This is a genomic window from Streptomyces sp. NPDC058401 (assembly GCF_042722885.1).
Lineage (GTDB): Bacteria > Actinomycetota > Actinomycetes > Streptomycetales > Streptomycetaceae > Streptomyces.
This window is the reverse complement of sequence record NZ_JBHXKA010000003.1, coordinates 85,669-109,710: the sequence shown is the minus strand read 5'-3', so window position 1 is coordinate 109,710 and position 24,042 is coordinate 85,669. Positions and strand designations below refer to the sequence as shown.

16 protein-coding genes are annotated in these 24,042 nt (G+C 69.3%); 12 read left to right on the top strand and 4 right to left on the bottom strand.

The annotated features are described in order from the left end of the window. Positions 1 to 49: 49 nt before the first annotated feature. Positions 50 to 2,008 carry an amidohydrolase gene (locus tag ACFWNV_RS02105; RefSeq protein WP_383939073.1) on the bottom strand — a complete coding sequence of 653 codons (1,959 nt, stop codon included), beginning with the start codon at positions 2,006 to 2,008 and terminating at the stop codon, positions 50 to 52. A 93-nt stretch (positions 2,009 to 2,101) separates the two neighbouring features. On the opposite strand from ACFWNV_RS02105, the gene ACFWNV_RS02100 reads away from it, so the two are divergent. The 5 genes from ACFWNV_RS02100 to ACFWNV_RS02080 all read left to right on the top strand — a co-directional run bounded on the left by ACFWNV_RS02100 (position 2,102) and on the right by ACFWNV_RS02080 (position 9,741). Further along, positions 2,102 to 3,181, top strand: a complete 1,080-nt coding sequence (locus ACFWNV_RS02100) for a LacI family DNA-binding transcriptional regulator (RefSeq protein WP_383939070.1) — start codon at positions 2,102 to 2,104, stop codon at positions 3,179 to 3,181. Between the two features lie 139 nt (positions 3,182 to 3,320). Beyond that, a complete protein-coding gene (gene acnA, locus ACFWNV_RS02095) occupies positions 3,321 to 6,050 on the top strand; it encodes an aconitate hydratase AcnA (protein WP_383939067.1) in 2,730 nt (909 codons plus the stop codon). Positions 6,051 to 6,355: 305 nt separating this feature from the next. Further along, entirely contained in the window at positions 6,356 to 7,807 is a 1,452-nt protein-coding gene (ngcE, locus tag ACFWNV_RS02090) for an N-acetylglucosamine/diacetylchitobiose ABC transporter substrate-binding protein (RefSeq protein ID WP_383939065.1), read from the top strand. 44 nt (positions 7,808 to 7,851) lie between these two features. Then, positions 7,852 to 8,796, top strand: a complete 945-nt coding sequence (locus ACFWNV_RS02085) for a carbohydrate ABC transporter permease (RefSeq protein ID WP_383939063.1) — start codon at positions 7,852 to 7,854, stop codon at positions 8,794 to 8,796. Positions 8,797 to 8,808: 12 nt separating this feature from the next. After that, complete coding sequence (locus tag ACFWNV_RS02080; protein WP_383939060.1) at positions 8,809 to 9,741, top strand: carbohydrate ABC transporter permease; 933 nt, start codon at positions 8,809 to 8,811, stop codon at positions 9,739 to 9,741. A 9-nt stretch (positions 9,742 to 9,750) separates the two neighbouring features. On the opposite strand, the gene ACFWNV_RS02075 is transcribed toward ACFWNV_RS02080, so the two are convergent. Beyond that, positions 9,751 to 10,476 (bottom strand): MgtC/SapB family protein, encoded by a 726-nt coding sequence (locus tag ACFWNV_RS02075; protein ID WP_266885779.1) that lies wholly within the window; start codon positions 10,474 to 10,476, stop codon positions 9,751 to 9,753. 33 nt (positions 10,477 to 10,509) lie between these two features. Then, positions 10,510 to 13,230: a magnesium-translocating P-type ATPase gene (mgtA, locus tag ACFWNV_RS02070; protein WP_383939056.1), complete on the bottom strand. Its 2,721-nt coding sequence runs from the start codon at positions 13,228 to 13,230 to the stop codon at positions 10,510 to 10,512. A gap of 590 nt (positions 13,231 to 13,820) precedes the next feature. Here mgtA and ACFWNV_RS02065 point away from each other — a divergent pair. The 7 genes from ACFWNV_RS02065 (at position 13,821) to ACFWNV_RS02035 (ending at position 22,852) form a co-directional block, all read left to right on the top strand. Next, positions 13,821 to 15,035: an ROK family protein gene (locus ACFWNV_RS02065; RefSeq protein WP_383939053.1), complete on the top strand. Its 1,215-nt coding sequence runs from the start codon at positions 13,821 to 13,823 to the stop codon at positions 15,033 to 15,035. Positions 15,036 to 15,165: 130 nt separating this feature from the next. Then, positions 15,166 to 16,269: a substrate-binding domain-containing protein gene (locus ACFWNV_RS02060; RefSeq protein ID WP_383939049.1), complete on the top strand. Its 1,104-nt coding sequence runs from the start codon at positions 15,166 to 15,168 to the stop codon at positions 16,267 to 16,269. 168 nt (positions 16,270 to 16,437) lie between these two features. Beyond that, the gene (locus tag ACFWNV_RS02055) at positions 16,438 to 17,226 is read left to right on the top strand and encodes an ATP-binding cassette domain-containing protein (RefSeq protein WP_383939046.1); all 789 of its coding nucleotides are present in this window, start codon (positions 16,438 to 16,440) and stop codon (positions 17,224 to 17,226) included. After that, complete coding sequence (locus ACFWNV_RS02050; RefSeq protein WP_383939043.1) at positions 17,223 to 18,494, top strand: sugar ABC transporter permease; 1,272 nt, start codon at positions 17,223 to 17,225, stop codon at positions 18,492 to 18,494. Before ACFWNV_RS02055 ends, ACFWNV_RS02050 begins: the two co-directional genes overlap by 4 nt. 252 nt (positions 18,495 to 18,746) lie before the next feature. Continuing rightward, complete coding sequence (gene dxs / locus ACFWNV_RS02045) at positions 18,747 to 20,663, top strand: 1-deoxy-D-xylulose-5-phosphate synthase (protein WP_383939040.1); 1,917 nt, start codon at positions 18,747 to 18,749, stop codon at positions 20,661 to 20,663. A 137-nt stretch (positions 20,664 to 20,800) separates the two neighbouring features. Continuing rightward, positions 20,801 to 22,315: an amino acid permease gene (locus tag ACFWNV_RS02040; protein WP_383939037.1), complete on the top strand. Its 1,515-nt coding sequence runs from the start codon at positions 20,801 to 20,803 to the stop codon at positions 22,313 to 22,315. 21 nt (positions 22,316 to 22,336) lie between these two features. Beyond that, complete coding sequence (locus ACFWNV_RS02035; protein WP_383939034.1) at positions 22,337 to 22,852, top strand: GNAT family N-acetyltransferase; 516 nt, start codon at positions 22,337 to 22,339, stop codon at positions 22,850 to 22,852. Between the two features lie 76 nt (positions 22,853 to 22,928). Here the strand turns inward: ACFWNV_RS02035 and ACFWNV_RS02030 are convergent, their stop codons facing one another. Then, a complete protein-coding gene (locus ACFWNV_RS02030) occupies positions 22,929 to 23,996 on the bottom strand; it encodes an LCP family protein (RefSeq protein ID WP_383939032.1) in 1,068 nt (355 codons plus the stop codon). Positions 23,997 to 24,042: the final 46 nt, after the last annotated feature.

The following is a 24,042-nucleotide window of genomic DNA, read 5'->3' as shown; positions in this document are numbered from 1 at the left end:
CGGGGGCCGCACAAGGCACCCCCGCCCCGGAACCCGGACCCCGGAACCCTCAGTGCCCGCAGGCGTGGTGCCGCCCCCTGCCGCCACCCTCACCGCCGTGGACCGAGGCGTACGAGGCCGGCCGCGCGCCCGCCGCCGCGGCGCGGGCCAGCCGGGCCGAAGCCGCCCGGCCCGACGCCGAATCCGCCTCGTGCACCACGCGGCCGCCGACCAGGGTCATCCGTACGGCCGTCCCGCTGATGTCGGCCACCGGACAGCGCGTCACGTCCCGGTCCAGGAGCACCAGGTCCGCCGCCTTGCCCGGCTCCACCGTGCCGGTCAGCTCCTCCTGGCGGAGCTGCCACGCCGTCCCCGAGGTGTGCATCCGCAGCGTGGTGTCCCGGCTCAGCGCCTCCCGCTCCCGGTACAGCTCGCCGGCCCCTTCCGCGCCCTGCCGGTCGATCGCCGTCCGGAGCTGGTTCCACACCTGGAGGGCGTCCACCGGCCAGTCCGAACCGCCCGACAGCCGGGCGCCCGCCTTCTCCAGGCTGCGCGCCGGGTACAGCCACCGGTGCCGCTCGGGCCCGATGTAGGGGAGCAGCGCCTCCACCGTCCAGGTGTCCCGGGCGGCCCACTGGAGCTGCATGCACGCCGCGACCCCCAGCTGCGCGAAGCGCCGCAGGTCGGCGGGGTCCACGATCTGCAGGTGCGCCACCGCGTTGCGGGCGTCGCGCTGCCCCGTGACCCGCCGGGCGTACGCGTACCCGTCCAGGGCGGTGCGCACCGCCCGGTCCCCGAGCCCGTGGGCGTGCATCTGCCAGCCCGCCCGGTTGAAGGCGGCGCTGAGCCGGCCGTAGTCCGGCGCCGAGGTGTAGAGCTCGCCCCGGTTCGCGGTCGGCTTGCCGTTCCCGTCGAGGTACGGCTCCAGCAGGGCGGCGGTCTGTGCCGGGTACTCGATGACCCCGTCCAGGAACACCTTGATCATCCCGAACCGGAGCCCCCGCACGCCCCCGAACTCCCGCCGCAGGCCCCGCGCGTACGCCAGCGAGCCCGCCGGGTCCTTGGCCTGGTCCGCGTCCAGCCGGATCGCGGGGACGATCCGCTGCGGCAGCCTGCCCGCCGCGGAGAGCGCCTGGTACAGCTCCAGTTCGTGCCGCCCCACCAGGGCGTCCATCATCGTGGTGACCCCGGACGCGGCCGCCAGCCCCAGCACCTCGGCGCAGGCCGCGACGAGTTCGGCGCGGGTGTGCTCGGGTATCAGGTGCCGCACCAGGCCCTGGGCGTCGTCCTTGAGGACGCCCGTCGGCTTCCCGTCGGCGCCCTTGACCACCTTGCCGCCGACCGGGTCGGGCGTGGCCGCCGTGATCCCGGCGATGTCCAGGGCGCGCTGGTTGGCCCACAGGTTGTGCCCGTCGCCGCCGATCAGGACGACCGGCCGCCGGGTCGGCAGCCTGTCCAGCATCGAGTGGTGCGGAGCGGTGCCCGTGGGGAGCAGCCCGACCGGGTTCCAGTCCTCCACCACCAACCAGCCGTCGGGCTCGGCGCCCGCGCCGCCGGTGTCGGCGAGGAAGCCGGTCAGGATCTCCAGGAGCTCGGCCTGCGTGGTCTCCGCGCTCTCCAGCGAGGGGGACAGCGAGCGCTCGCCGGCCCCGAGCGGGTGGACGTGGCCGTCGTGGATCCCGCTCATCACCGTGTTGCCGCGGGCGTCGACCACCTCGGTGTCCCGGCCCGCGTACCGGCGCAGCGCGGCATCGGTCCCGGTGGCCAGGATCTTCCCGTCCCGGCCGACCGCGACGGCCCGTACGGGCCCCCGGTGGCCGGTCCCGGTGACCCCCGTGAACACCGAGGCGTTGCGGATCACCAGCGCGGCCGAATTCCGCCCGCCGGAGTGCGGGGCGGCGGCTGCCGCCGCGGGCCCGGCCCCCAGCAGACCCGCCGCGCCCGCGGCTCCGGCGGCGGCGAGGAGCCCGCGGCGCGACAAGGGGGAGAAGGGGGACAGCGGGGACCGGGGGGAAGGAGAAGACTGCATGCACACTCCCAAACGTTGGCGTGGCCAGGACGCTGTGTGATTAAGGCCTTAACCAGAAGCCGCCTCCGGCGACGAAATCCGTACGATGGCGCCGTGCCCGCCCCCCTCCACGCATCCGGACCCGCCCCGATGCCCCCGCCCGCGCCGGTGCCGGGGCCGACCCTCGCCGACATAGCCCGCGCCGCCGAGGTCTCCACCGCGACCGTCTCCCACGCGCTCAACGGGACCGGCCGGCTCGGCGAGTCCACCCGCCGCCGGGTGCGCGAGGTCGCCGGGGCCCTCGGCTACGGAGGCCGGCGCGGCCCGCACAACCGCAGCCTGGGCATCGCCGTGACCACGTACGCCGGCTACGCCTGGGACTTCGCGAGGATCGCCTACTACGCCCGGCTGCTCATCGCCGCCACCTCGGCGGCGCACGCCCACGGCTACGCCCTGACCACGCTCCCCGCCGACCGCGGCGCCGAGCCGCTGTGGCACACCCTGGCGGTGGACGGGATGCTGCTGCTCGACAGTCCGGCCGACGACCCGGTGCTGCGCGCACTGCGGGCGCGGGGGCTGCCGGTGGTCTTCGACGGGCCCCCGGCCGATCCGCGGCCGGGCGACGTGTGGGTGGACAACGACCACACCGCCACCACCCGCGAGGTGCTCGACCACCTGGCGGCGTCCGGCGCCCGGCGGATCGCACTGCACGCGGGCTACGGCCGCGAGTTCTACACCGGGGCCGTCACGTCAGCCTATGAACACTGGTGCGCCGAGCGGGGCCGGGTCCCGCTCGTGATCCCCTTCGACCCGAACGACGACGCCGGGCACGCCTTCGATCCCGCCTTCGCCGGGCCCGACCGGCCCGACGCCGTGTACTGCGTATACGACCCGGGGGGCCGGCAGGTGCTGGCCGCCGCCGCGCGCCACGGCATCGGCATACCCGGCGCCGCGGCGGGCACAGGACCGGTGGAAAGGGGCCTGCTGCTGGTCTGCGCCAGCGAGGACCCGGCGTACGCCGAGAACGAACCTTCCGTGACCACCGTCACCTTCGATCCGGAGCGGATCGCCGAATCGGCGGTTTCGTCCCTGGTCAAGCTCATCGAATCCGGACATGCGGAATCCACTGGGCGACGAGTCGTACCGGCGGCGCTGAGGGTGCGTGCCTCGTCCCGGCCCCCCGGCATGTACTAGAGTTATCTCGACATCGAGATATCTGCCCCGGACGTGCCGCAGCCGCCCCGCTGGTAAGGGTTACCTAACTTAGCCTCACCTTAGCGGAAAGGCCAGAGTGCCTCGCGGCAGGATTGCGGCAATACGCGCGAATTCATGCATGAAGGAGACTGTCGTGTCGGCGAACAGCTTCGACGCCCGCAGCACGCTGCAGGTGGGCGACGAGTCGTACGAGATCTTCAAGCTGGACAAGGTCGAGGGCTCCGCCCGCCTTCCCTACAGCCTGAAGGTCCTGCTGGAGAACCTGCTCCGTACCGAGGACGGCGCGAACATCACCGCCGACCACATCCGGTCGCTCGGAAACTGGGACTCGCAGGCCCAGCCCAGCGAGGAGATCCAGTTCACGCCGGCCCGCGTGATCATGCAGGACTTCACCGGCGTCCCCTGCGTCGTGGACCTCGCCACCATGCGCGAGGCCGTGAAGGCCCTCGGCGGCGACCCGGCGAAGATCAACCCGCTCTCGCCCGCCGAGATGGTCATCGACCACTCGGTCATCGCGGACAAGTTCGGCACCGCCGACGCGTTCGCCCAGAACGTCGAGCTGGAGTACGGCCGCAACAAGGAGCGCTACCAGTTCCTGCGCTGGGGCCAGACCGCCTTCGACGACTTCAAGGTCGTCCCCCCGGGCACCGGCATCGTCCACCAGGTCAACATCGAGCACCTGGCCCGCACGGTCATGGTCCGAAACGGCCAGGCGTACCCCGACACCCTCGTCGGCACCGACTCGCACACCACGATGGTCAACGGCCTGGGCGTACTGGGCTGGGGCGTCGGCGGCATCGAGGCCGAGGCCGCGATGCTCGGCCAGCCGGTCTCCATGCTGATCCCGCGCGTCGTGGGCTTCAAGCTGACCGGCGAGCTGCCGGCCGGCACCACCGCCACCGACCTCGTGCTGACCATCACCGAGATGCTCCGCAAGCACGGCGTCGTCGGCAAGTTCGTCGAGTTCTACGGTGAGGGCGTCGCCGCCACCTCCCTCGCGAACCGCGCCACCATCGGCAACATGTCGCCGGAGTTCGGCTCCACCGCCGCGATCTTCCCGATCGACGAGGAGACGCTGAAGTACCTGCGCCTGACCGGCCGCGAGGCCCAGCAGGTCGCCCTCGTCGAGGCGTACGCCAAGGCCCAGGGCCTGTGGCTGGACCCGGCCGCCGAGCCGGACTTCTCCGAGAAGCTGGAGCTCGACCTCTCCACGGTCGTCCCCTCCATCGCCGGCCCCAAGCGCCCGCAGGACCGCATCATCCTCGCGAACGCCTCGCAGCAGTTCGCGCAGGACGTGCGCAACTACGTCAACGACGACGAGGAGTCCGGCAAGGAGTCCTTCCCGGCGTCCGACTCCCCGGCGTCCACCAACGGTGTGCCCACCAAGCCCACCCCGGTGACCCTGGCCGACGGCACCTCCTTCGAGATCGACCACGGCGCCGTCACCGTCGCCGCGATCACCTCGTGCACCAACACCTCGAACCCCTACGTCATGGTCGCCGCGGCGCTCGTGGCGAAGAAGGCCGTCGAGAAGGGCCTTGCCCGCAAGCCGTGGGTCAAGACCACCCTGGCCCCGGGCTCGAAGGTCGTCACCGACTACTTCGACAAGGCCGGCCTGACCCCGTACCTCGACAAGATGGGCTTCAACCTCGTCGGGTACGGCTGCACCACCTGCATCGGCAACTCGGGTCCGCTGGAGGAGGAGATCTCCAAGGCGATCAACGACGCCGACCTCGCGGTCACCTCGGTCCTCTCGGGCAACCGCAACTTCGAGGGCCGCATCAACCCCGACGTCAAGATGAACTACCTGGCCTCCCCGCCGCTGGTCGTCGCGTACGCCATCGCGGGCTCCATGAAGGTGGACATCACCCGGGACGCCATCGCCACGGACTCCGAGGGCAAGCCGGTCTTCCTGAAGGACATCTGGCCCACCGAGGCCGAGGTCAACGACGTCGTCGCGAACGCGATCGGCGAAGACATGTTCAGCAAGTCCTACCAGGACGTCTTCGCGGGCGACGCGCAGTGGCAGGCGCTGTCGATCCCGACGGGCAACACCTTCGAGTGGGACCCGCAGTCCACCTACGTGCGCAAGCCCCCTTACTTCGAGGGCATGACGATGGAGACCACCCCGGTCTCCGACATCGCCGGCGCCCGTGTGCTGGCGAAGCTGGGCGACTCGGTCACCACCGACCACATCTCCCCGGCCGGTGCGATCAAGGCCGACACCCCGGCCGGCAAGTACCTCACGGAGCACGGCGTCGAGCGCCGCGACTTCAACTCGTACGGTTCCCGCCGCGGCAACCACGAGGTCATGATCCGCGGAACGTTCGCCAACATTCGCCTCCGCAACCAGATCGCGGCGGGCACCGAGGGCGGCTTCACCCGCGACTTCACCGTCGAGGGCGCCCCGGTCTCCTTCATCTACGACGCCTCGCAGAACTACCAGGCCGCCGGCATCCCGCTGGTCATCCTGGCGGGCAAGGAGTACGGCTCGGGCTCGTCGCGCGACTGGGCCGCCAAGGGCACCGCCCTGCTCGGCGTCAAGGCCGTCATCGCGGAGTCCTACGAGCGCATCCACCGCTCCAACCTGATCGGCATGGGCGTCCTGCCCCTGCAGTTCCCCGAGGGCGTCACGGCGGCCTCCCTGGGCCTCACCGGCGAGGAGACCTTCTCCTTCACCGGCGTGGAGGAGCTGAACAACGGCACGACCCCCCGCACGGTCAAGGTCGCCACCGACACCGGCGTGGAGTTCGACGCGGTCGTCCGCATCGACACCCCGGGTGAGGCGGACTACTACCGCAACGGCGGAATCATGCAGTACGTGCTCCGCAACCTCATTCGCGGTTAACCGCAAATCGGCACCAAAGGGCCGTACTTCCGTTAAGGAGGTACGGCCCTTCCGTTTCTGCGGGCGGCTCCGACGGTCCAGCTCAGGTGACGGTGAGGTCTCAACTCGGAAAAGCCGGGGCCCATACCGGTACATGATCTTGCTCACAGGAGCGGAAGTGGACTATACCTGTGCCCGTCCGGGTCACCGCGAAACGAGCGGCGCCGGACGGGGGGATGGCGGGGACCTGCGGTGATGTCCGCTGGGCGGCAGCAGTCGCACTTTCCTTCCTCCTTCACACTCCTGACGAAGGCGAGGACTTGAGCATGGGATCCACCTCCGCCCACGGCGAGCACAGCAACGGTGAGGGCTTCGGCCGCCGGGACCTGATCAAGCGCTCCGCGGCACTCGGCCTGATCGCCGTACCGACGATGAGTTTCCTGTCCGCGTGCGCCTCCGGCTCCGACGAGACGACCAAGGGCAACGAGTCCAAGGTGACCGTCACCAAGGAGAACCCGTTCGGCGTCGCCAAGGGCGGCAAGCTCGACGTCGTGGTCTTCAAGGGTGGCTACGGCGACGACTACGCCAAGGCCTGGGAAGCGGCGTTCGACAAGAAGTGGGGCACCACTTCCTCGCACCTCTCCACCCAGGAGATCACCTCCAAGCTGCAGCCGCGCTTCAACGGCGGCAACCCGCCGGACGTCGTCGACGACTCGGGCGCCCAGCAGATCAAGCTGGACGTGCTCGCCAAGGGCAACCAGCTCGCCGACCTGACCGTGGTGCTCGACGCCCCGTCGCTCGACGACCCGTCCAAGAAGGTCCGGGACACGCTGATGCCCGGGACCATCGAAGGCGGCATGATCGGCGGCAAGTTCGTCGCACTGCAGTACGTCTACACGGTGTGGGGCCTCTGGTACTCGGGCAAGCTCTTCAAGGAGAAGGGCTGGACCGCGCCGAAGACCTGGCCCGAGTTCATGGACATCTGTCAGAAGGCCAAGGCGGCAGGCATCGGCGGCCTCGCCCACCAGGGCAAGTACCCCTACTACATCAACGTCGCCATCATGGACCTGATCGCCAAGAAGGGCGGCCTGGATGCCATGAAGGCGATCGACAACCTGGAGCCGAACGCCTTCGCGGACAACCCGGTGGCGCTCGAGGCGGTCGAGGCGATCTACGAGATCGTCGAGAAGGACCTCCTGATGCCGGGCACCAACGGCCTGACGCACACCGAGTCCCAGACCCAGTGGAACCAGGGCAAGGCCGCCTTCATCACTTCCGGCTCCTGGCTGGAGAACGAGCAGCTCAAGCAGACCCCGGAAGACTTCGACATGCAGTTCCTGCCGATGCCGGTGCTGCCCGGGTCCAAGCTGCCGTTCGAGGCCATCCGCGCCGGCGCCGGCGAGCCCTTCATCGTCCCGGAGAAGGCCGCCAACAAGGCCGGTGGCCTGGAGTTCCTCCGCTCGATGCTGTCCCGCGAGTGGTCGACCCTGTTCGCCCAGCAGGCCAACTCCCTCACCGTCCTCAAGGACGGCGTGGACCCGACGGTCAAGCTCCGTCCGGGTACGCAGTCGGCGGTCGGCGCGCTCAAGGCGGCCGGGGACAACACCTTCAACTACCGCTACGCGGACTGGTACAGCGAGATGGGCACGGAGCTCGAGAACGCGTCCAATGAGCTGATGGCCAAGCGCATCCAGCCCAAGGAATGGATCAAGCGGGCCCAGGCTGCGGTAGACAAGGCCACGAAGGACCCGAACGCCAAGAACAACAAGCGCAGCTGACACCCGCGTCCACCGGTAACCCGGAAACACCAGGGACGGACACCATGAGCCACGTAGCAAACAGCAAGGGGCGGGGCGGCTTCATCGCCGGCTTCCTCATCCTGCCCCTTGCGCTGTACCTGACCTTTGTCATCTGGCCGTACATTCAGACGTTCGGCTATTCCTTCACCAACTGGACGGGTCAGTCACCGACTTTCGACTTCGTCGGGCTGGACAACTACTCGGCCCTGCTGAAGGACGAGGTCTTCCGCGGCGCGCTGCTGCACAATCTGCTGCTCCTGGTGTTCGTCCCGACGATCACCATCCTGATCTCCCTGTTCTTCGCCTTCATGCTGAACGCCGGTGGGCGCAGCGGGGCCGGCGGAGTCCAGGGAGTGGCGGGCTCGGCGCTCTACAAGGTGATCTACTTCTTCCCGCAGGTCCTCTCCCTCGCGATCCTCGCGGTGCTCTTCGGAGCCGTGTACCGCAGTGACGAGGGAGGGCTGCTGAATGGATTCCTCACCAAACTGGGCCTGGTCGACCCGGCCCACCCCATCGAATGGCTCAACGAGCCGAACTTCGTCCTCTGGTGCATGCTGCTCGTCGTGGTCTGGCACGGGGTCGGTTTCTACCTCGTCCTCTTCTCGGCCGCCATGCAGTCGGTCCCCAAGGACATCTACGAAGCCGCGCTGCTCGACGGCGCGAAGCGCGCCCAGACCTTCTTCAAGGTCACGCTGCCCCTGCTGTGGGATTCTGTACAGACTTCCGCGGTCTATCTGGGCATCGCCGCGATGGACATGTTCGTCCTCGTGTCGACCATGACCTCGGGCCAGTTCGGCGGCGGACCGGACCACCACAGCGAGGTCATGGCGACGGTGCTGATGCGTAACTTCCTCTACTTCGGCAAGGCCGGCTACGCCTGCGCCATGGGGGTCGTGATGCTCATCCTCACCCTGATCCTCTCCGCCATCACGCTGCGGGCCACTCGCCGCGAGCACGTCGAGTTCTAGCGGGAGACCACGATGACCACAGTTGTCAAAGCACCGGGCGAGGCGGCAGCCGAGAAGAAGCGCGCCTCCGCCACCGGGCACCCCCGCGGGAAGCGCAAGAGCGGTTCCGAGGGCATGGTCCTCAACGTCTTCTCGCACGGTTTCCTCGCCGTGTGGGCGATATTGATCATCCTGCCCCTCATCTGGCTGGTGCTCGGTTCGTTCAAGACCGACGTGCAGATCGGCGAATCGGCCCTGAGCTGGCCGGCCAACTGGCACTTCGACGCCTTCCCCCGCGCCTGGAACAAGGGCATCGGGGACTACTTCGCCAACACGCTGATCGTGATGGTGTTCTCGGTCCCGCTGACGATGCTGCTCGGCTCGATGGCCGCGTACGTCCTGGCCCGCTACCCCTTCCGGGGCAACCGGCCGATCTACTACTTCTTCGTCAGCGGGGCCATGTTCCCCGTCTTCCTGGCGCTCGTCCCGCTGTTCTTCATGGTGAAGCGGCTGGACATGCTCAACACGTTCCAGGGCCTGATCCTCGTGTACGTGGCGTACTCGATGCCGTTCACCGTCTTCTTCATGCACTCGTTCTTCAGGACGCTGCCGACGGCCGTGCACGAGGCCGCCGTGATCGACGGGGCCTCCCACACCCGGATCTTCTTCCAGGTGATGATGCCGATGGCCAAGCCCGGCCTGATCAGCGTCGGGATATTCAATGTCCTGGGTCAGTGGAACCAGTACATCCTGCCGTCCGTGCTGATGCAGCCGCAGACCGGATCGGACCCCGAGCGCTACATGCTCACCCAGGGCCTGATCCAGCTGCAGTACCAGATGGGCTACGAGACGGACCTGCCGGTGCTGTTCGCCGGTGTGACCATCGCGATGATCCCGATGCTGGTGGTCTACCTGTCCTTCCAGCGGCAGATCCAGGCGGGCCTGACCTCCGCCACGCTCAAGTAGGACCGCCGCTCACGCAGCGGACGGGTCGGGCACGACCGACCAGCTGACCGCCGAGACGGAGGGGTCGAGAGAGAGGTTGCTGACGGCTTCCTCGAGCATCCGGCCCCCCTCGCCCTCGGCGGTCAGCAGTGCGGACACCGTGACCAGGCCGGCCTCCGGGCCGTCCTGGCTGCGGATCGAGCGCAGCTGGTAGCCCGGCCGGCCCAGCGCGTCGACCAGCCGGTGGCGGATGTGGGCCTCCTCCGCCTCCAGGCACACGGCCTCGAAGTGGAAGTCGGTGGCCACCTCGGCCCCGCCCCCCGGCTCGCGGTCCATCCGCCGGCCCAGCGGGCGCAGCAGGAGGTTCGCCCCCACCACGCCCACCGTGCCGCAGGCCGCCAGGACGAACATCCCGGTGCCCGCCAGGCAGCCCACGGCCGCCGAACACCACAGGGTGGCGGCCGTGTTCAGGCCCCGGACGCTCAGCCCGTCGCGCATGATCACGCCGGCGCCGAGGAAGCCGATCCCCGAGACGATCTGGGCGGCGACCCGCGAGCCGTCGTACTGGACCTCCGAGACCTCGCTCATGAACCCGTACTGCGAGAGCAGGACGAACAGCGCGGCCCCGCCCGCCACCAGGGCGTTGGTCCGCAGGCCCGCCATCCGGGCCCGCCACTGCCGTTCCAGGCCGATGGCCGCCCCGAATCCGAGCGCCGCGACCAGGTGCCCGGCCATCTCCCATTCGGTGAGCATCATCGGCCTTCTCCCCTCTTCCTTCTTCGCCGGCCCTTAGAGCCAGGTGCCGAACTTGCGGATGTACACGGTCTTCAGCAGCTGCGTGAGCGTGCAGTACGCCAGCAGGACCCCGATCAGCCACGGGAAGTAGCTCGCGGGCAGGGGTACGAAGCCCAGCGAGGAGGCCAGCGGCGAGAAGGGCAGGAAGAGCCCGGTCAGCACCGCGAGGACGGTCATCACCATCACCGGCCAGGAGGCGCGGGACTGGATGAAGGGGATCTTGCGGGTACGGATCATGTGGACGACCAGGGTCTGCGAGAGCAGGCCCTCGATGAACCAGCCGGACTGGAAGAGCGCCGCGTGCGCCTCGGTGTTGGCGGCGAACACGTTCCACATGACGACGAACATCGCGATGTCGAAGATCGAGCTGATCGGGCCGATGCAGAGCATGAAGCGGCCGATGCCCTTGGCGTCCCAGTTGCGGGGCTTGCGCAGGTACTCCTCGTCCATGCGGTCCCACGGGGTGGCCAGCTGGGCGATGTCGTAGACCAGGTTCTGCACCAGCAGCATGATCGCCAGCATCGGCTGGAACGGGATGAAGGCGCTCGCCACCAGCACCGAGAAGACGTTGCCGAAGTTGGAACTGGCCGTCATCTTGATGTACTTGATCGTGTTGCCGAAGGTGGTCCGGCCCTGGATCACGCCCTGCTCCAGGACGGTCAGGTCCTTCTCCAGCAGGATGATGTCGGCGGACTCCTTGGCGATGTCCACGGCGGTGTCCACCGAGATGCCGACGTCCGCGTCGCGCAGCGCGGCCGCGTCGTTGATGCCGTCCCCGAGGAAGCCGACCGTGTGGCCGTCGGCCTGCAGGGCCCGTACGATCCGGGCCTTCTGGACCGGGTTGATCTTGGCGAAGACCGTCGTACGGGCGGCCAGCGCGCGCAGTTCCGTGTCGTCGAGGGCGTCGATCTCGGTGCCGCCCACCACGTGACCGACCGTGAGGCCGACATCGGCGCAGACCCGGGCGGCGACGAGCTCGTTGTCGCCGGTGACGACCTTGACCGCGATGCCCTTGTCGGCCAGGCCCTGCAGGGCCCGGGCGGCGTCGGCCTTCGGCGGGTCGAGGAAGGCCAGGAAGCCGACCAGGGTCAGCCGGTCCTCGTCGGCCACCGCGTAGGTGTCGCGGGGCGTGTCCATCGTGCGGGTGGCGACGGCGAGGACGCGCAGGCCCTGGCGGTTGTTGTCCTCGGCGATGCGGGTGACGTGCCGCCGCAGCTGTTCGGTCAGCTCGACCTGCTGCCCGCGGTCCGTCATGTGGGTGCACAGCGCGAGGACTTCCTCGACGGCGCCCTTGGTGATCATGACGTGCTCGGGCCGGCCGGAGTCGCCCACGATGCTGTTGCGGTTCAGGACCACGGACATCCGGCGCCGGGCGAAGTCGAAGGGGATCTCGTCGACCATCGAGAAACGGGCATCGACGACAACCTCCTCGGCCTCGCCCACGCGGTCGATGACCGCCTGGTCCATCAGGTTCTTCAGGCCGGTCTGGAAGTGCGCGTTGAGGTAGCCGTACTCCAGGACCTCGTTGTCCTCGTCCCCGTGCACGTCGAGGTAGCGGTCCAGGACGATCCGGTCCTCGGTGAGGGTGCCGGTCTTGTCCGTGCAGAGCACGTCCATCGCGCCCAGGTTCTGGATGGCGTTGAGCCGCTTGACGACCACCTTGCGCTTGGACATGGCCACTGCGCCGCGCGCCAGGTTGGCGGAGACCACCATCGGCAGCATCTCGGGGGTCAGGCCGACCGCCACGGCGATGCCGAGGAGGAAGGCGGCCTCCCAGTCGCCCTTGGTGAAGCCGTTGATCATGAAGACGATCGGGACCATCACCAGCATGAAGCGGATCAGCAGGAAGCTGACCTTGCGCACTCCGGTGTCGAAGTTGGTCTCCGGGCGTTCGCCGACCAGGGAGCCGGCCATCGAGCCGAAGTAGGTGTCGGAGCCGGTGGCGACGACGAGCCCGGTGGCGGTGCCGGAGGTCACCGACGTGCCCATCAGGCAGAGGTTGTCGGCCTCGACGGGATCGGTGGTCGCGCTCTGGCCGAGGTCGTCGGTGCGCGTGTCGGCCTTGGCGACGGGCAGGGACTCCCCGGACAGGGCGGCCTGGCTGACCATCAGGTCCTTGGCGGTGATGATCCGCAGGTCGGCCGGGATCAGGTCGCCGGCGGCCAGCTTGACCACGTCGCCCCGGACCACCTGGTCCATCGGGATCTCGAAGGTCGTGGGCCCGGAGCCGCTGCCGGCCCGGCGCTGCACCGCGCAGGTGGTGGTGACGAGCTGCCCCAGCGCGTCGGCGGCCCGGCCCGAGCGGTACTCCTGCCAGAAGCGCAGCAGCCCGCTGATCCCGACCATCACCGACAGGATGATGACGCCCGGGTCGGCGGGGTCCTGCCAGTACATGACGGCCGCGAGGAAGACCAGGACGGCGATGAAGGGGTTCGCGTACGCCTTCGCCAGCTGGACGTACCAGCGCGGGGCGCGCTCCTGGGCGATGACGTTGGAGCCGTGGCGCTCCAGCCGCAGCGCGGCCTCGGTGTGGGTGAGGCCGTTGCGGGAGGCGTCCACGTCCTGGAGGACCCGGACGCCCGGGCGGGCACTGACCGCGGCGAGCCGTTCGCCGACGGCCCGGGTGCGGGCCTCCAGTTCGGCGGCCTTGCGTTCGCGGCGGGCCCGGCCCGGGGGTGCGAGCTTCGTGGGGGTACGGGGGGTGAGCATGGTCATGACGAATACCTCCCTCCACGGCGCCCGGGCAGCACGGAGCCGCACGGTCACGTGGAGTGATCATGGGTCGGCGCGCGGCGGCACATGAGGCCGCGAGGGGGCGCCGGTGGGCATGGATGACGCGCGCCGGACGGAAGCGTCAGGGCGTGCGGAAGGGGTGGCGAAGATGAATGCAGAAACGCACGGACGCGGCACGGGGCCGCGGGCGTGCACACTCGAAGAGAGACGGCCGCTCGGGGAGCTCAGCCGAAGAGAGCGCTGCAAGGACTTCGATCGGGACTCATCCCGAACACCTCCTCGCGTCGCACTTCATTTACAGAGGGCGCCCGGTCCGGCCGTGAAGGCCGCGGAAGACCAGCGCCACGGCGACCGTAGCACGAGAGGGATGGAGGTTTCTCTCATACTTATGACCGGTAGTGGCCGTTTCGTACTGTGGCAGCCTCTTGACGTCTGGAGGCGCAAAGGCTCGACTTAAGGTTCACAAGTTGGAGAGACGCCGGGGTCTCGTGTCAGCGGGAGCGCGCAGCCGCTGACGGCCCCGGCCGGGGGGCGACGGCTTGCCGTTGCTTATGGGCAGGAGTGGATGAGTCGTGCAGACTCCCGGATCGCAGTCTTCACTGCATCGCGCCAATCTGGAGCGCGTCGTACGGGCGGTGCGGCTCGCCGGTTCGCTGACCCAGGCGGAGATCGCCCGGAGCACCGGACTGTCGGCGGCCACGGTCTCCAATATCGTCCGGGAACTGAAGGAGGCCGGGACCGTCGAGGTCACGGACACCTCCGCCGGGGGCAGGCGGGCGCGCAGCGTCTCGCTCAGCGGTGACGCCGGCATCGTGATCGGCGTCGACTTCGGCCACACCCACCTGCGGGTCGCCGTGGGGAACCTGGCCCACCAGGTGCTGGCCGAGGAGTCCGAGCCGCTGGACGTGGACGCCTCCTGGGTCGACGGCTTCGACCGGGCGGAAGCCCTGGTGGGACGGCTCGTCGAGGGCATCGGGATCGGCCGCGACAAGGTCATCGGGGTCGGGCTCGGCGTCCCGGGCCCCATCGACGTGGAGTCCGGCACCCTCGGGTCCACCGCGATCCTGCCGGGCTGGGCCGGGATCAACCCGCGGCGCGAGCTCTCGCAGCGCCTGGGCGTACCCGTCTACGTGGACAACGACGCGAACCTCGGGGCGCTGGGGGAGCTGGTCTGGGGGAGCGGGCGCGGGGTCAAGGACCTCGCGTACATCAAGGTCGCGAGCGGTGTCGGCGCCGGTCTCGTGATCAACGGGGAGATCTACCGGGGACCCGGCGGCACCGCCGGCGAGATCGGGCACATCACCCTGGACGAGTCCGGTCCGGTCTGCCGCTGCGGCAACCGCGGCTGCCTGGAGACCTTCGCCGCCGCCCGGTACGTGCTGCCGCTGCTGCAGAGCAGCCACGGCCCGGAGTTGACGATGGAGCGGGTGGTGGAGCTGGCCCGCGCCGGGGACCCCGGCTGCCGCCGGGTCATCACGGACGTGGGCCGCCACATCGGCAGCGGCGTGGCCAGTCTGTGCAACCTCCTGAACCCGAGCCGGGTGGTCCTGGGCGGCTCGCTCGCGGACGCCGGTGAACTGGTGCTGGCCCCCATCCGTGAATCCGTGGGGAGGTACGCGATTCCCAGTGCCGCCCGGCAGTTGTCCGTGCTCACCGGGTCGCTGGGCGGGCGGGCCGAGGTGCTGGGGGCGCTGGCCCTCGTACTGAGTGAGATGGGCGATTCGACGCTTTTGGCGGAAAATGGAAGTGGAGTGCGAGCTCCCGCCGTCTTGTCTTCAGTTAGATAACGAATGGCGTCGTTGTCATCTCGTTAAGCATTCACTCCTTGACGACAAACTCGCGGCCGGGGTTGACTCACATCCACCTCGGCCGCAGTGCTGCGGCCTCGTCAGGGAGGTTCAAGTAATGAACACGCGTATGCGCAGAGTTGCCGTCGCCGTTGCCGCCGGAACCATGGCCGTCTCGCTCGCCGCTTGCGGCAGTGCGAAGGAGTCCGGCGACAAGAAGGACAACGCCACGGGCGCGGTCAAGGGCGGCGCGATCAAGGTCGGTCTTCTCCTGCCGGAGAACCAGACCGCGCGGTACGAGAAGTTCGACAAGCCGCTCATCGAGAAGGCGGTCAAGGACCTCACCGCGGGCAAGGGCGAGGTCGTCTACGCCAACGCCAAGCAGGACGCGACCACGCAGAACTCGCAGGTCGACACGATGATCACCAACAAGGTGAACGTCCTGATCATCGACGCGGTGGACTCCAAGGCCATCGCCGGCTCGGTCAAGAAGGCCAAGGAGGCCGGCATCCCGGTCGTGGCCTACGACCGCCTCGCCGAGGGCCCGATCGACGCCTACACCTCCTTCGACAACGAAGAGGTCGGCAAGGTCCAGGGCAAGGCGCTCCTGGAGGCCCTGGGCGCCAAGGCCAAGGACGGCCAGATCGTCATGATGAACGGCTCGGTCACCGACCCGAACGCCGCGCTGTTCAAGAAGGGCGCGCACTCCGTCCTCGACGGCAACGTGAACGTCGGCAAGGAGTACGACACCGTCGAGTGGAAGCCGGAGAACGCCAACACCAACATGGCGGCCGCGCTCTCGGCGCTCGGCAAGGACAAGGTCATCGGCGTCTACTCCGCCAACGACGGCATGGCCGGCGGCATCATCACCGCCCTCAAGGCGGCCGGCGTGACCCCGCTGCCCCCCGTCACGGGCCAGGACGCCGAACTCGCCGGTGTGCAGCGGATCGTCGCCGGTGAGCAGTTCATGAGCGTCTACAAGCCGTACGCCCCCGAGGCCGAGGCCGCCGCGAAGATGGCCGTCGCCCTCGCCAAGGGCGAGTCGATCGCGACCACGGCCACCGCCAAGGTCGACAGCCCCACCACCAAGGGCGTCCCGTCCCTGCTGATCCCGGTCGTCTCGCTGACCAAGGCGAACGTGAAGGACACCGTCGTCCGCGACAACGTCTACACGCTCGACGAGATCTGCACCGACAAGTACGCGGCCGCCTGCGCCACCGCCGGCCTGAAGTAGGGCCCCCCGCCGCTCGGTCCGCCGAGCCGGCCCCCATGCCTGTCCGGCGCTCCCGCCTCCATCCCGCCACCGGCGGGGCGCCGGACAGAACAGAAACGTTTCTCTCGCATCCCCCCCCGTGGTCCTGCTCTTTTTGTACGACATCCCCGCCGGTCAGGCGGCAAGGAGATGGTTCATGTGTCCGCTGCGCCCGTACTGGCGTTGCGAGGGGTCTCGAAGCGGTTCGGTGCCGTTCAGGCCCTCACCGACGTAGAACTCGAGATCCACTCCGGCGAGGTGGTCGCCCTCGTCGGCGACAACGGCGCCGGTAAGTCCACGCTGGTCAAGACGATCGCCGGCGTGCACCCCATCGATGACGGAGTCATCGAGTGGGAGGGCCGCCCGGTCTCCATAGGCAAGCCCCACGACGCCCAGAACCTGGGCATCGCGACGGTCTACCAGGACCTCGCGCTGTGCGACAACATCGACGTCGTCGGCAACCTCTTCCTCGGGCGCGAGCTCAAGCGGCGCGGCATCCTCGACGAGGTGGAGATGGAGCGGCGCGCCCGCGAGCTCCTGACCACCCTGTCCATCCGGATCCCCAGCGTCCGCATCCCCATCGCCTCGCTCTCCGGCGGTCAGCGCCAGACCGTGGCGATCGCCCGCTCCATGCTGGGCGAGCCCAAGCTCGTGATCCTCGACGAGCCCACCGCCGCCCTCGGCGTCGAGCAGACCGCACAGGTGCTCGACCTGGTCGAGCGGCTGCGCGAGCGCGGTCACGCCGTCATCCTCATCAGCCACAACATGGCCGACGTGAAGGCCGTGGCCGACAAGGTGGCCGTCCTGCGGCTCGGACGCAACAACGGCGTCTTCTCCGTGAAGGACACCTCGCAGGAAGAGATCATCTCCGCCATCACCGGGGCCACGGACAACGCCGTGACCCGCCGGGCGGCCCGCACCGGGGAGGCCCGCAAGTGAGTACCCAGCACATAGACCCCGTCAACCCGGCCGCCGCCCACGACGCGATCCCGGCCGTGGACCCCCGCCTGCTCGTACGCGAGCAGGGCTTCGCCGGGTACGTGAACGAGTTCGGCCGCAAGCTCAAGGCCGGCGACCTGGGCTCCGTGCCCGTCGTCCTCGGCCTGATCATCATCTGGAGCATCTTCCAGGGGCTGAACTCCAACTTCCTCGGCGCCGAGAACCTCACCAACATCGCGATCACGATGACGGCCACCGGCATGATGGCGGTCGGCATCATCTTCGTGCTGCTGCTCGGCGAGATCGACCTCTCGGTCGGCTCGGTCAGCGGCGTCTCGGGCGCCATCGTGGCCGTCCTCTCGGTCACCCATGGCGTGAACGAATGGCTGGCCATCCTCGCGGCGATCGCCGGAGGTGCCCTGATCGGCTCACTCCACGGCTTCTTCTTCGCCAAGATCGGCGCCCCGGCCTTCGCCGTCACCCTTTCGGGCCTGCTCTTCTGGTCCGGCGCCATGCTGCAGATCCTCGGCAGCAACGGCACGATCAACCTCGACTCCGAGGGCGTGGTCGGGCAGCTGACCACGTACTTCTTCTCGGACGTGGCCGTCGGCTACGGGCTCGCCGCCCTCGCCGTGGCGGGCTACTTCCTCGCCACCTTCTCCGACAACCGGCGCCGCGCCGCCGCAGGGGTGCCCTCCCGGCCCCTCGGCGAGATCCTGCTGCGCACCGGGCTCCTCGCGGTGTTCACCTTCGGCCCGGCCGCGGTGTTCAACCAGTACAAGGGCCTGCCGCTGGCGATCGTGCTCTTCCTGCTGGCCCTGGTCGGCACGGACTTCCTCCTGCGGCGCACCGCTTTCGGCCGCCAGATCTTCGCCCTCGGCGGCAGCGTCGAGGCCTCCCGGCGCGCGGGCATCAACGTGAACCGGGTCCGGATCACGGTCTTCGCGATCGCCGGCACCTTCGCGGCCATCGGCGGCCTCTTCTGGGCCTCCAAGATCGCGGCGGCGAACCAGAGCGCCGGCGCCGGCGACCTGCTGATGAACGTGATCGCGGCGGCCGTCATCGGCGGCACCAGCCTCTTCGGCGGCCGCGGCCGGACCTGGAACGCCCTCCTCGGCGTCATGGTCATCACCTCCATCCAGTACGGTCTGGCCTTGGAGGGAATCGCGACGCCGATCCAGTACATGATCACCGGCGCGGTCCTCCTCGCCACCGTGGTGATCGACTCGGTCACCCGCAAGACGCAGAAGACGGCCGGACGCGCCTGACGGGCGTGCGCGGAGCGTGATGCGGCGGTAAGAACCGTCACAGTGCCCGGTGCCACTTCGTGTGGCACCGGGCACCTGTGCGTAGGTATGTACGTACACGTGTGCGGGTATGGCCCCGTTTGGGGGGTGTGACTCCGTACTGATGTGTACAGGTATGACAAAGGTGTGACCTGACCGGGACCGCGCTTTACTGGCGCCCGAGTAGCGAACATTAGACTCGGCAGACCAGCAAGCGACTGCAAGGAGGCACGGGTGCTGCTGACCCGCATCAAGGGACCGCGCGATCTGGACCGGCTCAGCCAGGAGGAGCTCGACCGGCTCGCCGCCGAGATCAGGACCTTCCTCGTCGACGCCGTCTCCAAGACCGGCGGGCACCTCGGCCCCAACCTCGGTGTCGTCGAGCTGACGATCGCTCTGCACAGGGTCTTCGACTCGCCCAAGGACAAGGTCCTCTTCGACACCGGCCACCAGGCCTACGTGCACAAGCTCCTCACCGGCCGCCAGGACTTCGGCGGCCTGCGCACGAAGGGCGGCCTGTCGGGCTACCCCTCGCGCGCCGAGTCGGAGCACGACGTGATCGAGAACTCGCACGCGTCCACCGTGCTGGGCTGGGCCGACGGCTTCGCCAAGGCCAACGAGGTGCTCGGCAGGGAGGACCACCACGTCGCCGCGGTCATCGGCGACGGGGCCCTCACCGGAGGCATGGCCTGGGAGGCGCTGAACAACATCGCCGCCGCCAAGGACCGCCCCCTGGTGATCGTCGTCAACGACAACGAGCGCTCGTACGGCCCCACCATCGGCGGCCTCGCGAACCACCTGGCCACCCTGCGCACCACGGACGGCTACGAGCGCTTCCTGGCCCGCGGCAAGGACCTCCTGGAGCGCACCCCGGTCGTCGGGAAGCCCCTCTACGAGACCCTGCACGGGGCCAAGAAGGGCCTCAAGGACTTCATCGCCCCGCAGGGCATGTTCGAGGACCTGGGCCTGAAGTACATCGGCCCCATCGACGGCCACGACATCGAGGCCCTGGAATCGGCCCTGCAGCGTGCCAAGCGCTTCAGCGGGCCGGTCATCGTGCACTGCCTCACCCAGAAGGGCCGGGGCTACGAGCCGGCCGTCCAGGACGAGGCGGACCGCTTCCACGCGGTCGGTGTGATCCACCCGGACACCGGCCTGCCGGTCTCCACCGACGCCGCCAGCTGGACCTCGGTCTTCGCCGACGAGATGGTCAAGCTCGGCCGGGAGCGCAAGGACATCGTCGCCATCACCGCGGCCATGCTCCAGCCCGTCGGCCTGAAGAAGTTCGCCGACGCCTACCCGGACCGGATCTTCGACGTCGGCATCGCCGAGCAGCACGGCGCCACCTCGGCGGCGGGCCTGGCCTCCGGCGGCGCGCACCCGGTCTTCGCGGTGTACGCGACCTTCCTCAACCGCGCCTTCGACCAGGTCCTGATGGACGTGGCCCTACACAAGTGCGGGGTCACCTTCGTCCTGGACCGGGCCGGTGTCACCGGCACCGACGGCGCCTCCCACAACGGCATGTGGGACATGTCCATCCTCCAGGTGGTCCCGGGCCTGCGCCTGGCGGCCCCGCGCGACGCCGAGCAGCTGCGCGCCCAGCTCAACGAGGCCGTCCTGGTGAAGGACGCGCCGACCGTCGTGCGCTTCTCCAAGGGCGTCGTCGGCCCGGCCGTCCCGGCCGTCGGCCGGATCGGCGGCATGGACGTGCTGCGCACCCCGGCCGCCGAGGTCACCCGGCCGGACGTACTGCTCGTCTCGGTCGGCGCGCTCGCCCCGATGTGCCTGGAGATCGCCGATCTCCTGGACAAGCAGGGCATCTCCACGACCGTGGTCGACCCGCGCTGGGTCAAGCCGGTGGACGAGGCCCTGGCCCCGCTCGCCGACGGCCACCGCGTGGTCGTCACCGTCGAGGACAACAGTCGCGCCGGTGGTGTGGGCTCCGCCGTCGCGCAGGCACTGCGGGACGCGGGGGTCGACGTACCGCTGCGCGACTTCGGCATCCCGCAGCGCTTCCTGGACCACGCCACGCGCAAGGAGGTCATGGCCGAGATCGGTCTGACCGCCCCGGACATCGCGCGCCAGGTCACCGGCCTGGTGGCCAAGCTGGACGGGCGCTACGACAGCGAGCCGGCGGCCGCCGTCGACTGACCGGTCGACTTGCCGGTCGACCGACCGGCCGACTGATCATCTGCGGTTGCACGTCACGGGCCGGGAGGTTCACCCTTGGAGGGTGGGCCTTCCGGCCCGTTTCGTTTCGATGCGGTCTGCCTCGCGGAGGTGCGTCGGTGAGTAGGAACCTGAACGGTCCCTTCCGTACCAAGTCAGTCGAACAGTCGATCCTCGACACGGAAGAGCCGGAACACGCGCTCAAGAAGTCGCTCTCCTCCTGGGACCTGACCGTCTTCGGCGTCGGCGTGATCATCGGCACCGGCATCTTCGTCCTCACGGGCAAGGTCGCCAAAGAGACCGCCGGCCCCGCCACCGCCCTCGCCTTCGTCGCCGCCGGCATCGTGTGCGCCCTCGCCGCCCTGTGCTACGCGGAGTTCGCCTCGACCGTCCCGGTGGCCGGATCCGCGTACACCTTCTCGTACGCCTCGATCGGCGAGCTGCCCGCCTGGATCATCGGCTGGGACCTCGTGCTGGAGTTCGCGCTCGGCACCGCGGTCGTCGCCGTCGGCTGGTCGGGGTACGTCCGCTCGCTCATGGACAACGCCGGAGTGCACCTGCCCGCCTCGCTCCAGGGACCCGACGTTCCGGGCGGCCACTTCGACCTGCTCGCCTTCGTCCTGGTCCTCGTCCTCACGGTGATCCTGGTCATCGGGGTGAAGCTGTCCGCGCGGATCACCACGGTGGTCGTCGCGATCAAGGTCACGGTGGTGCTCATCGTGATCATCGCCGGCGCGTTCTTCATCACGAAGTCCAACTACACCCCGTTCATCCCGCCCGCCGAACCGCAGACCGGCGGTTCGGGACTCGACGCCCCGCTCGTCCAGCTGCTCTTCGGCTACGAGCCCACCAACTTCGGCGTCATGGGCATCTTCACCGCCGCCTCCGTGGTCTTCTTCGCCTTCATCGGCTTCGACGTGGTGGCCACCGCCGCCGAGGAGACCAAGCTCCCGCAGCGGGACATGCCGCGCGGCATCCTCGGCTCGCTGGTCATCTGCACCGTGCTCTACGTGGCGGTCTCGATCGTGGTGACCGGCATGCAGAACTACAAGGAGCTCTCCGTCAGCGCCCCGCTGGCCGACGCCTTCAAATCCGCCGGCCATCCGGTCTACGGCGGCATCATCAGCTTCGGCGCCGCCGTGGGCCTGACCACCGTGTGCATGATCCTGCTGCTCGGCCAGACCCGGGTGTTCTTCGCGATGAGCCGCGACGGGCTGCTGCCGCGCTTCTTCTCGCGGACCCACCCGAAGTTCCGTACGCCCTACCGGCCCACGATCCTGCTCGGCGGGATCATCGCCGTCGTCGCCGGATTCACCAGCATCAACGAGCTGGCGACCCTGGTGAACATCGGCACCCTCTTCGCCTTCGTGGTCGTCGCGCTCGGCGTGATGGTCCTGCGCCGCACCCGCCCCGACCTGCACCGGTCCTTCCGCACCCCGTGGGTGCCGGTCGTGCCCGTCGTATCGATCGCCGCGTCGGTCTGGCTGATGCTGAACCTCCCGGCCGAGACCTGGCTGCGGTTCGGGATCTGGATGGTCATCGGCTTCTTCGTCTACTTCCTCTACGGCAAGCAGCACAGCCGGCTGGGCCGGGGCGAGGGCATGACCCCGAACCCCGCACGCGAGGGCCGCTGACCCTCCTCCTACGGTGAGGGCATGGAGATCACCGTAGGACTGGAACCCTGGGCGGAAGACGACTTCTGGCTGCTGCTGCGCAAGAACGAGCCCGCCATGACGGAGCACCTGGGCGGCCCCGAGACCGAGGCCAAGCTCCGCGACCGCCACCGGCGCTACCTGGCGCTGAGCGCCCGGGAGCCGGGGGCCGGGCGGATGTTCCGGGTCGTGGCCGACGGGGAGAGCGTGGGCAGCATCGGCTTCTGGGAGCGGGTCTGGCAGGAGGAGGAGGTCTATGAGGCCGGCTGGAGCATCCTCCCCGAGTTCCAGGGCCGCGGGCTCGCGGCCCGCGCGGCCCGGGCGCTCGTCGCCCACGCGGGCGTCCACGGCGCCCGCCGCCACCTGCACGCCTTCCCCTCCGTCGACCACCCGGCGTCCAACGCGGTGTGCCGCGCGGCGGGGTTCGTGCTCCTCGGGGAGGTGCGGTTCGAGTACCCGCCGGGGCAGTGGCACGCGAGCAGCGACTGGCGCGCGGCGCTGGGCGGCGACGGCTCGTAACGCCGACGAGCCCCGGCACCCTTGGGGTGCCGGGGCTGCGAGCCGGAGGTGCGAGCGGAGCCGGAAGCGGAGTCGGTCAGCCGCCGGTGGCGGGGGACTTCTTGGCCGCGGCCGGGATCGGCGCGTCCTTGCGCAGGGCCTCCCACAGCTGGGAGGACTGCGGCTCCACGGCGACGACGCGGTTCTTGTCGATCTTGTCGTAGGCGACCGGGAGCATGATCGTCTCCATGGTCTCCGGATCCACGCCGTTCATGCTCTGGGCGAAGTCCGACAGGCCCTTGAGGGAGTCGAGTTCGGCGTCGGTGGTCAGCGCCTTGGTGCCGGCGTCGGCGAGCTTGTAGAGCCGGGCCGGGCTGCTGAGGACGTCCTGCTTCTTGATCTCCGACAGCATCGCGATCATGAACTTCTGCTGCAGGTCGATGCGCCCGAGGTCGCTGCCGTCCCCGTAACCGTGCCGGGTGCGGACGAACTTGAGCGAGTCCGTGCCGTTCAGCCGGTGCGTGCCCGCATCGAGGTTCAGGCCGCCCTTGATGGGCTTGTCGAGGGTGACGTCCACGCCGCCGAGCGCGTCCACCAGCTCCTTGAAGCCGGCGAACTCCACCTTCACCAGGTGGTCGACGCGGACGCCGGACATCTGCTCGACGGTCTTGACGACGCAGGCCGGGCCGGCGGTCCCGATGACGCTGTTGATCATGACGCGGTTCGCGCCGGGAACCGTCTTGCCGTTCTTGTCCTTGCATTCCGGCCGGGTGATGAGGGTGTCGCGGGGGATGCTGATCGCGGTGGCCTTCTTACGGCCCTCGGGTATGTGCACCAGCATGTTGGTGTCCGAGCGGGAGCCGCTGACATCGCCGTGATCGAGCTCACCGTTGGCGCCGGCGCGCGAGTCGGAGCCGAGCACCAGGATGTTCTGTCCGCTGTCCGGCACCTTCGCCGGGCGGTTGTCGGCGCCGATCGCCTGATCCAGGTCGACGCTGTCGATGTTCCCGTTGAGGTGGTTGTATGCCCACCAGCCGGTGCCGGCGGCGCCGAGCAGCAGCAGGACCAGTACGAGGAGGACGATCCTCAGAACGCGCCGCTTGCGCGGACGTACCCCGCGCCCTGCGGATCGTCGACGACTGCGTACGGTGGTGTCTTGGGTCATACTGCTCGAATCCTCGGGGCCCTGGGTCGGAGGGCAGCGGGCAAGG

Bases quoted from the DNA above. Each gene is read 5' to 3' on its own strand.
- ACFWNV_RS02105 (WP_383939073.1), bottom strand. From the start codon at position 2,008: ATGCAGTCTTCTCCTTCCCCCCGGTCCCCGCTGTCCCCCTTCTCCCCC.
- acnA (WP_383939067.1), top strand. From the start codon at position 3,321: ATGAAGGAGACTGTCGTGTCGGCGAACAGCTTCGACGCCCGCAGCACG.
- ngcE (WP_383939065.1), top strand. From the start codon at position 6,356: ATGGGATCCACCTCCGCCCACGGCGAGCACAGCAACGGTGAGGGCTTC.
- ACFWNV_RS02085 (WP_383939063.1), top strand. From the start codon at position 7,852: ATGAGCCACGTAGCAAACAGCAAGGGGCGGGGCGGCTTCATCGCCGGC.
- ACFWNV_RS02080 (WP_383939060.1), top strand. From the start codon at position 8,809: ATGACCACAGTTGTCAAAGCACCGGGCGAGGCGGCAGCCGAGAAGAAG.
- ACFWNV_RS02075 (WP_266885779.1), bottom strand. From the start codon at position 10,476: ATGATGCTCACCGAATGGGAGATGGCCGGGCACCTGGTCGCGGCGCTC.
- mgtA (WP_383939056.1), bottom strand. From the start codon at position 13,230: ATGACCATGCTCACCCCCCGTACCCCCACGAAGCTCGCACCCCCGGGC.
- ACFWNV_RS02060 (WP_383939049.1), top strand. From the start codon at position 15,166: ATGCGCAGAGTTGCCGTCGCCGTTGCCGCCGGAACCATGGCCGTCTCG.
- ACFWNV_RS02055 (WP_383939046.1), top strand. From the start codon at position 16,438: ATGGTTCATGTGTCCGCTGCGCCCGTACTGGCGTTGCGAGGGGTCTCG.
- ACFWNV_RS02035 (WP_383939034.1), top strand. From the start codon at position 22,337: ATGGAGATCACCGTAGGACTGGAACCCTGGGCGGAAGACGACTTCTGG.
- ACFWNV_RS02030 (WP_383939032.1), bottom strand. From the start codon at position 23,996: ATGACCCAAGACACCACCGTACGCAGTCGTCGACGATCCGCAGGGCGC.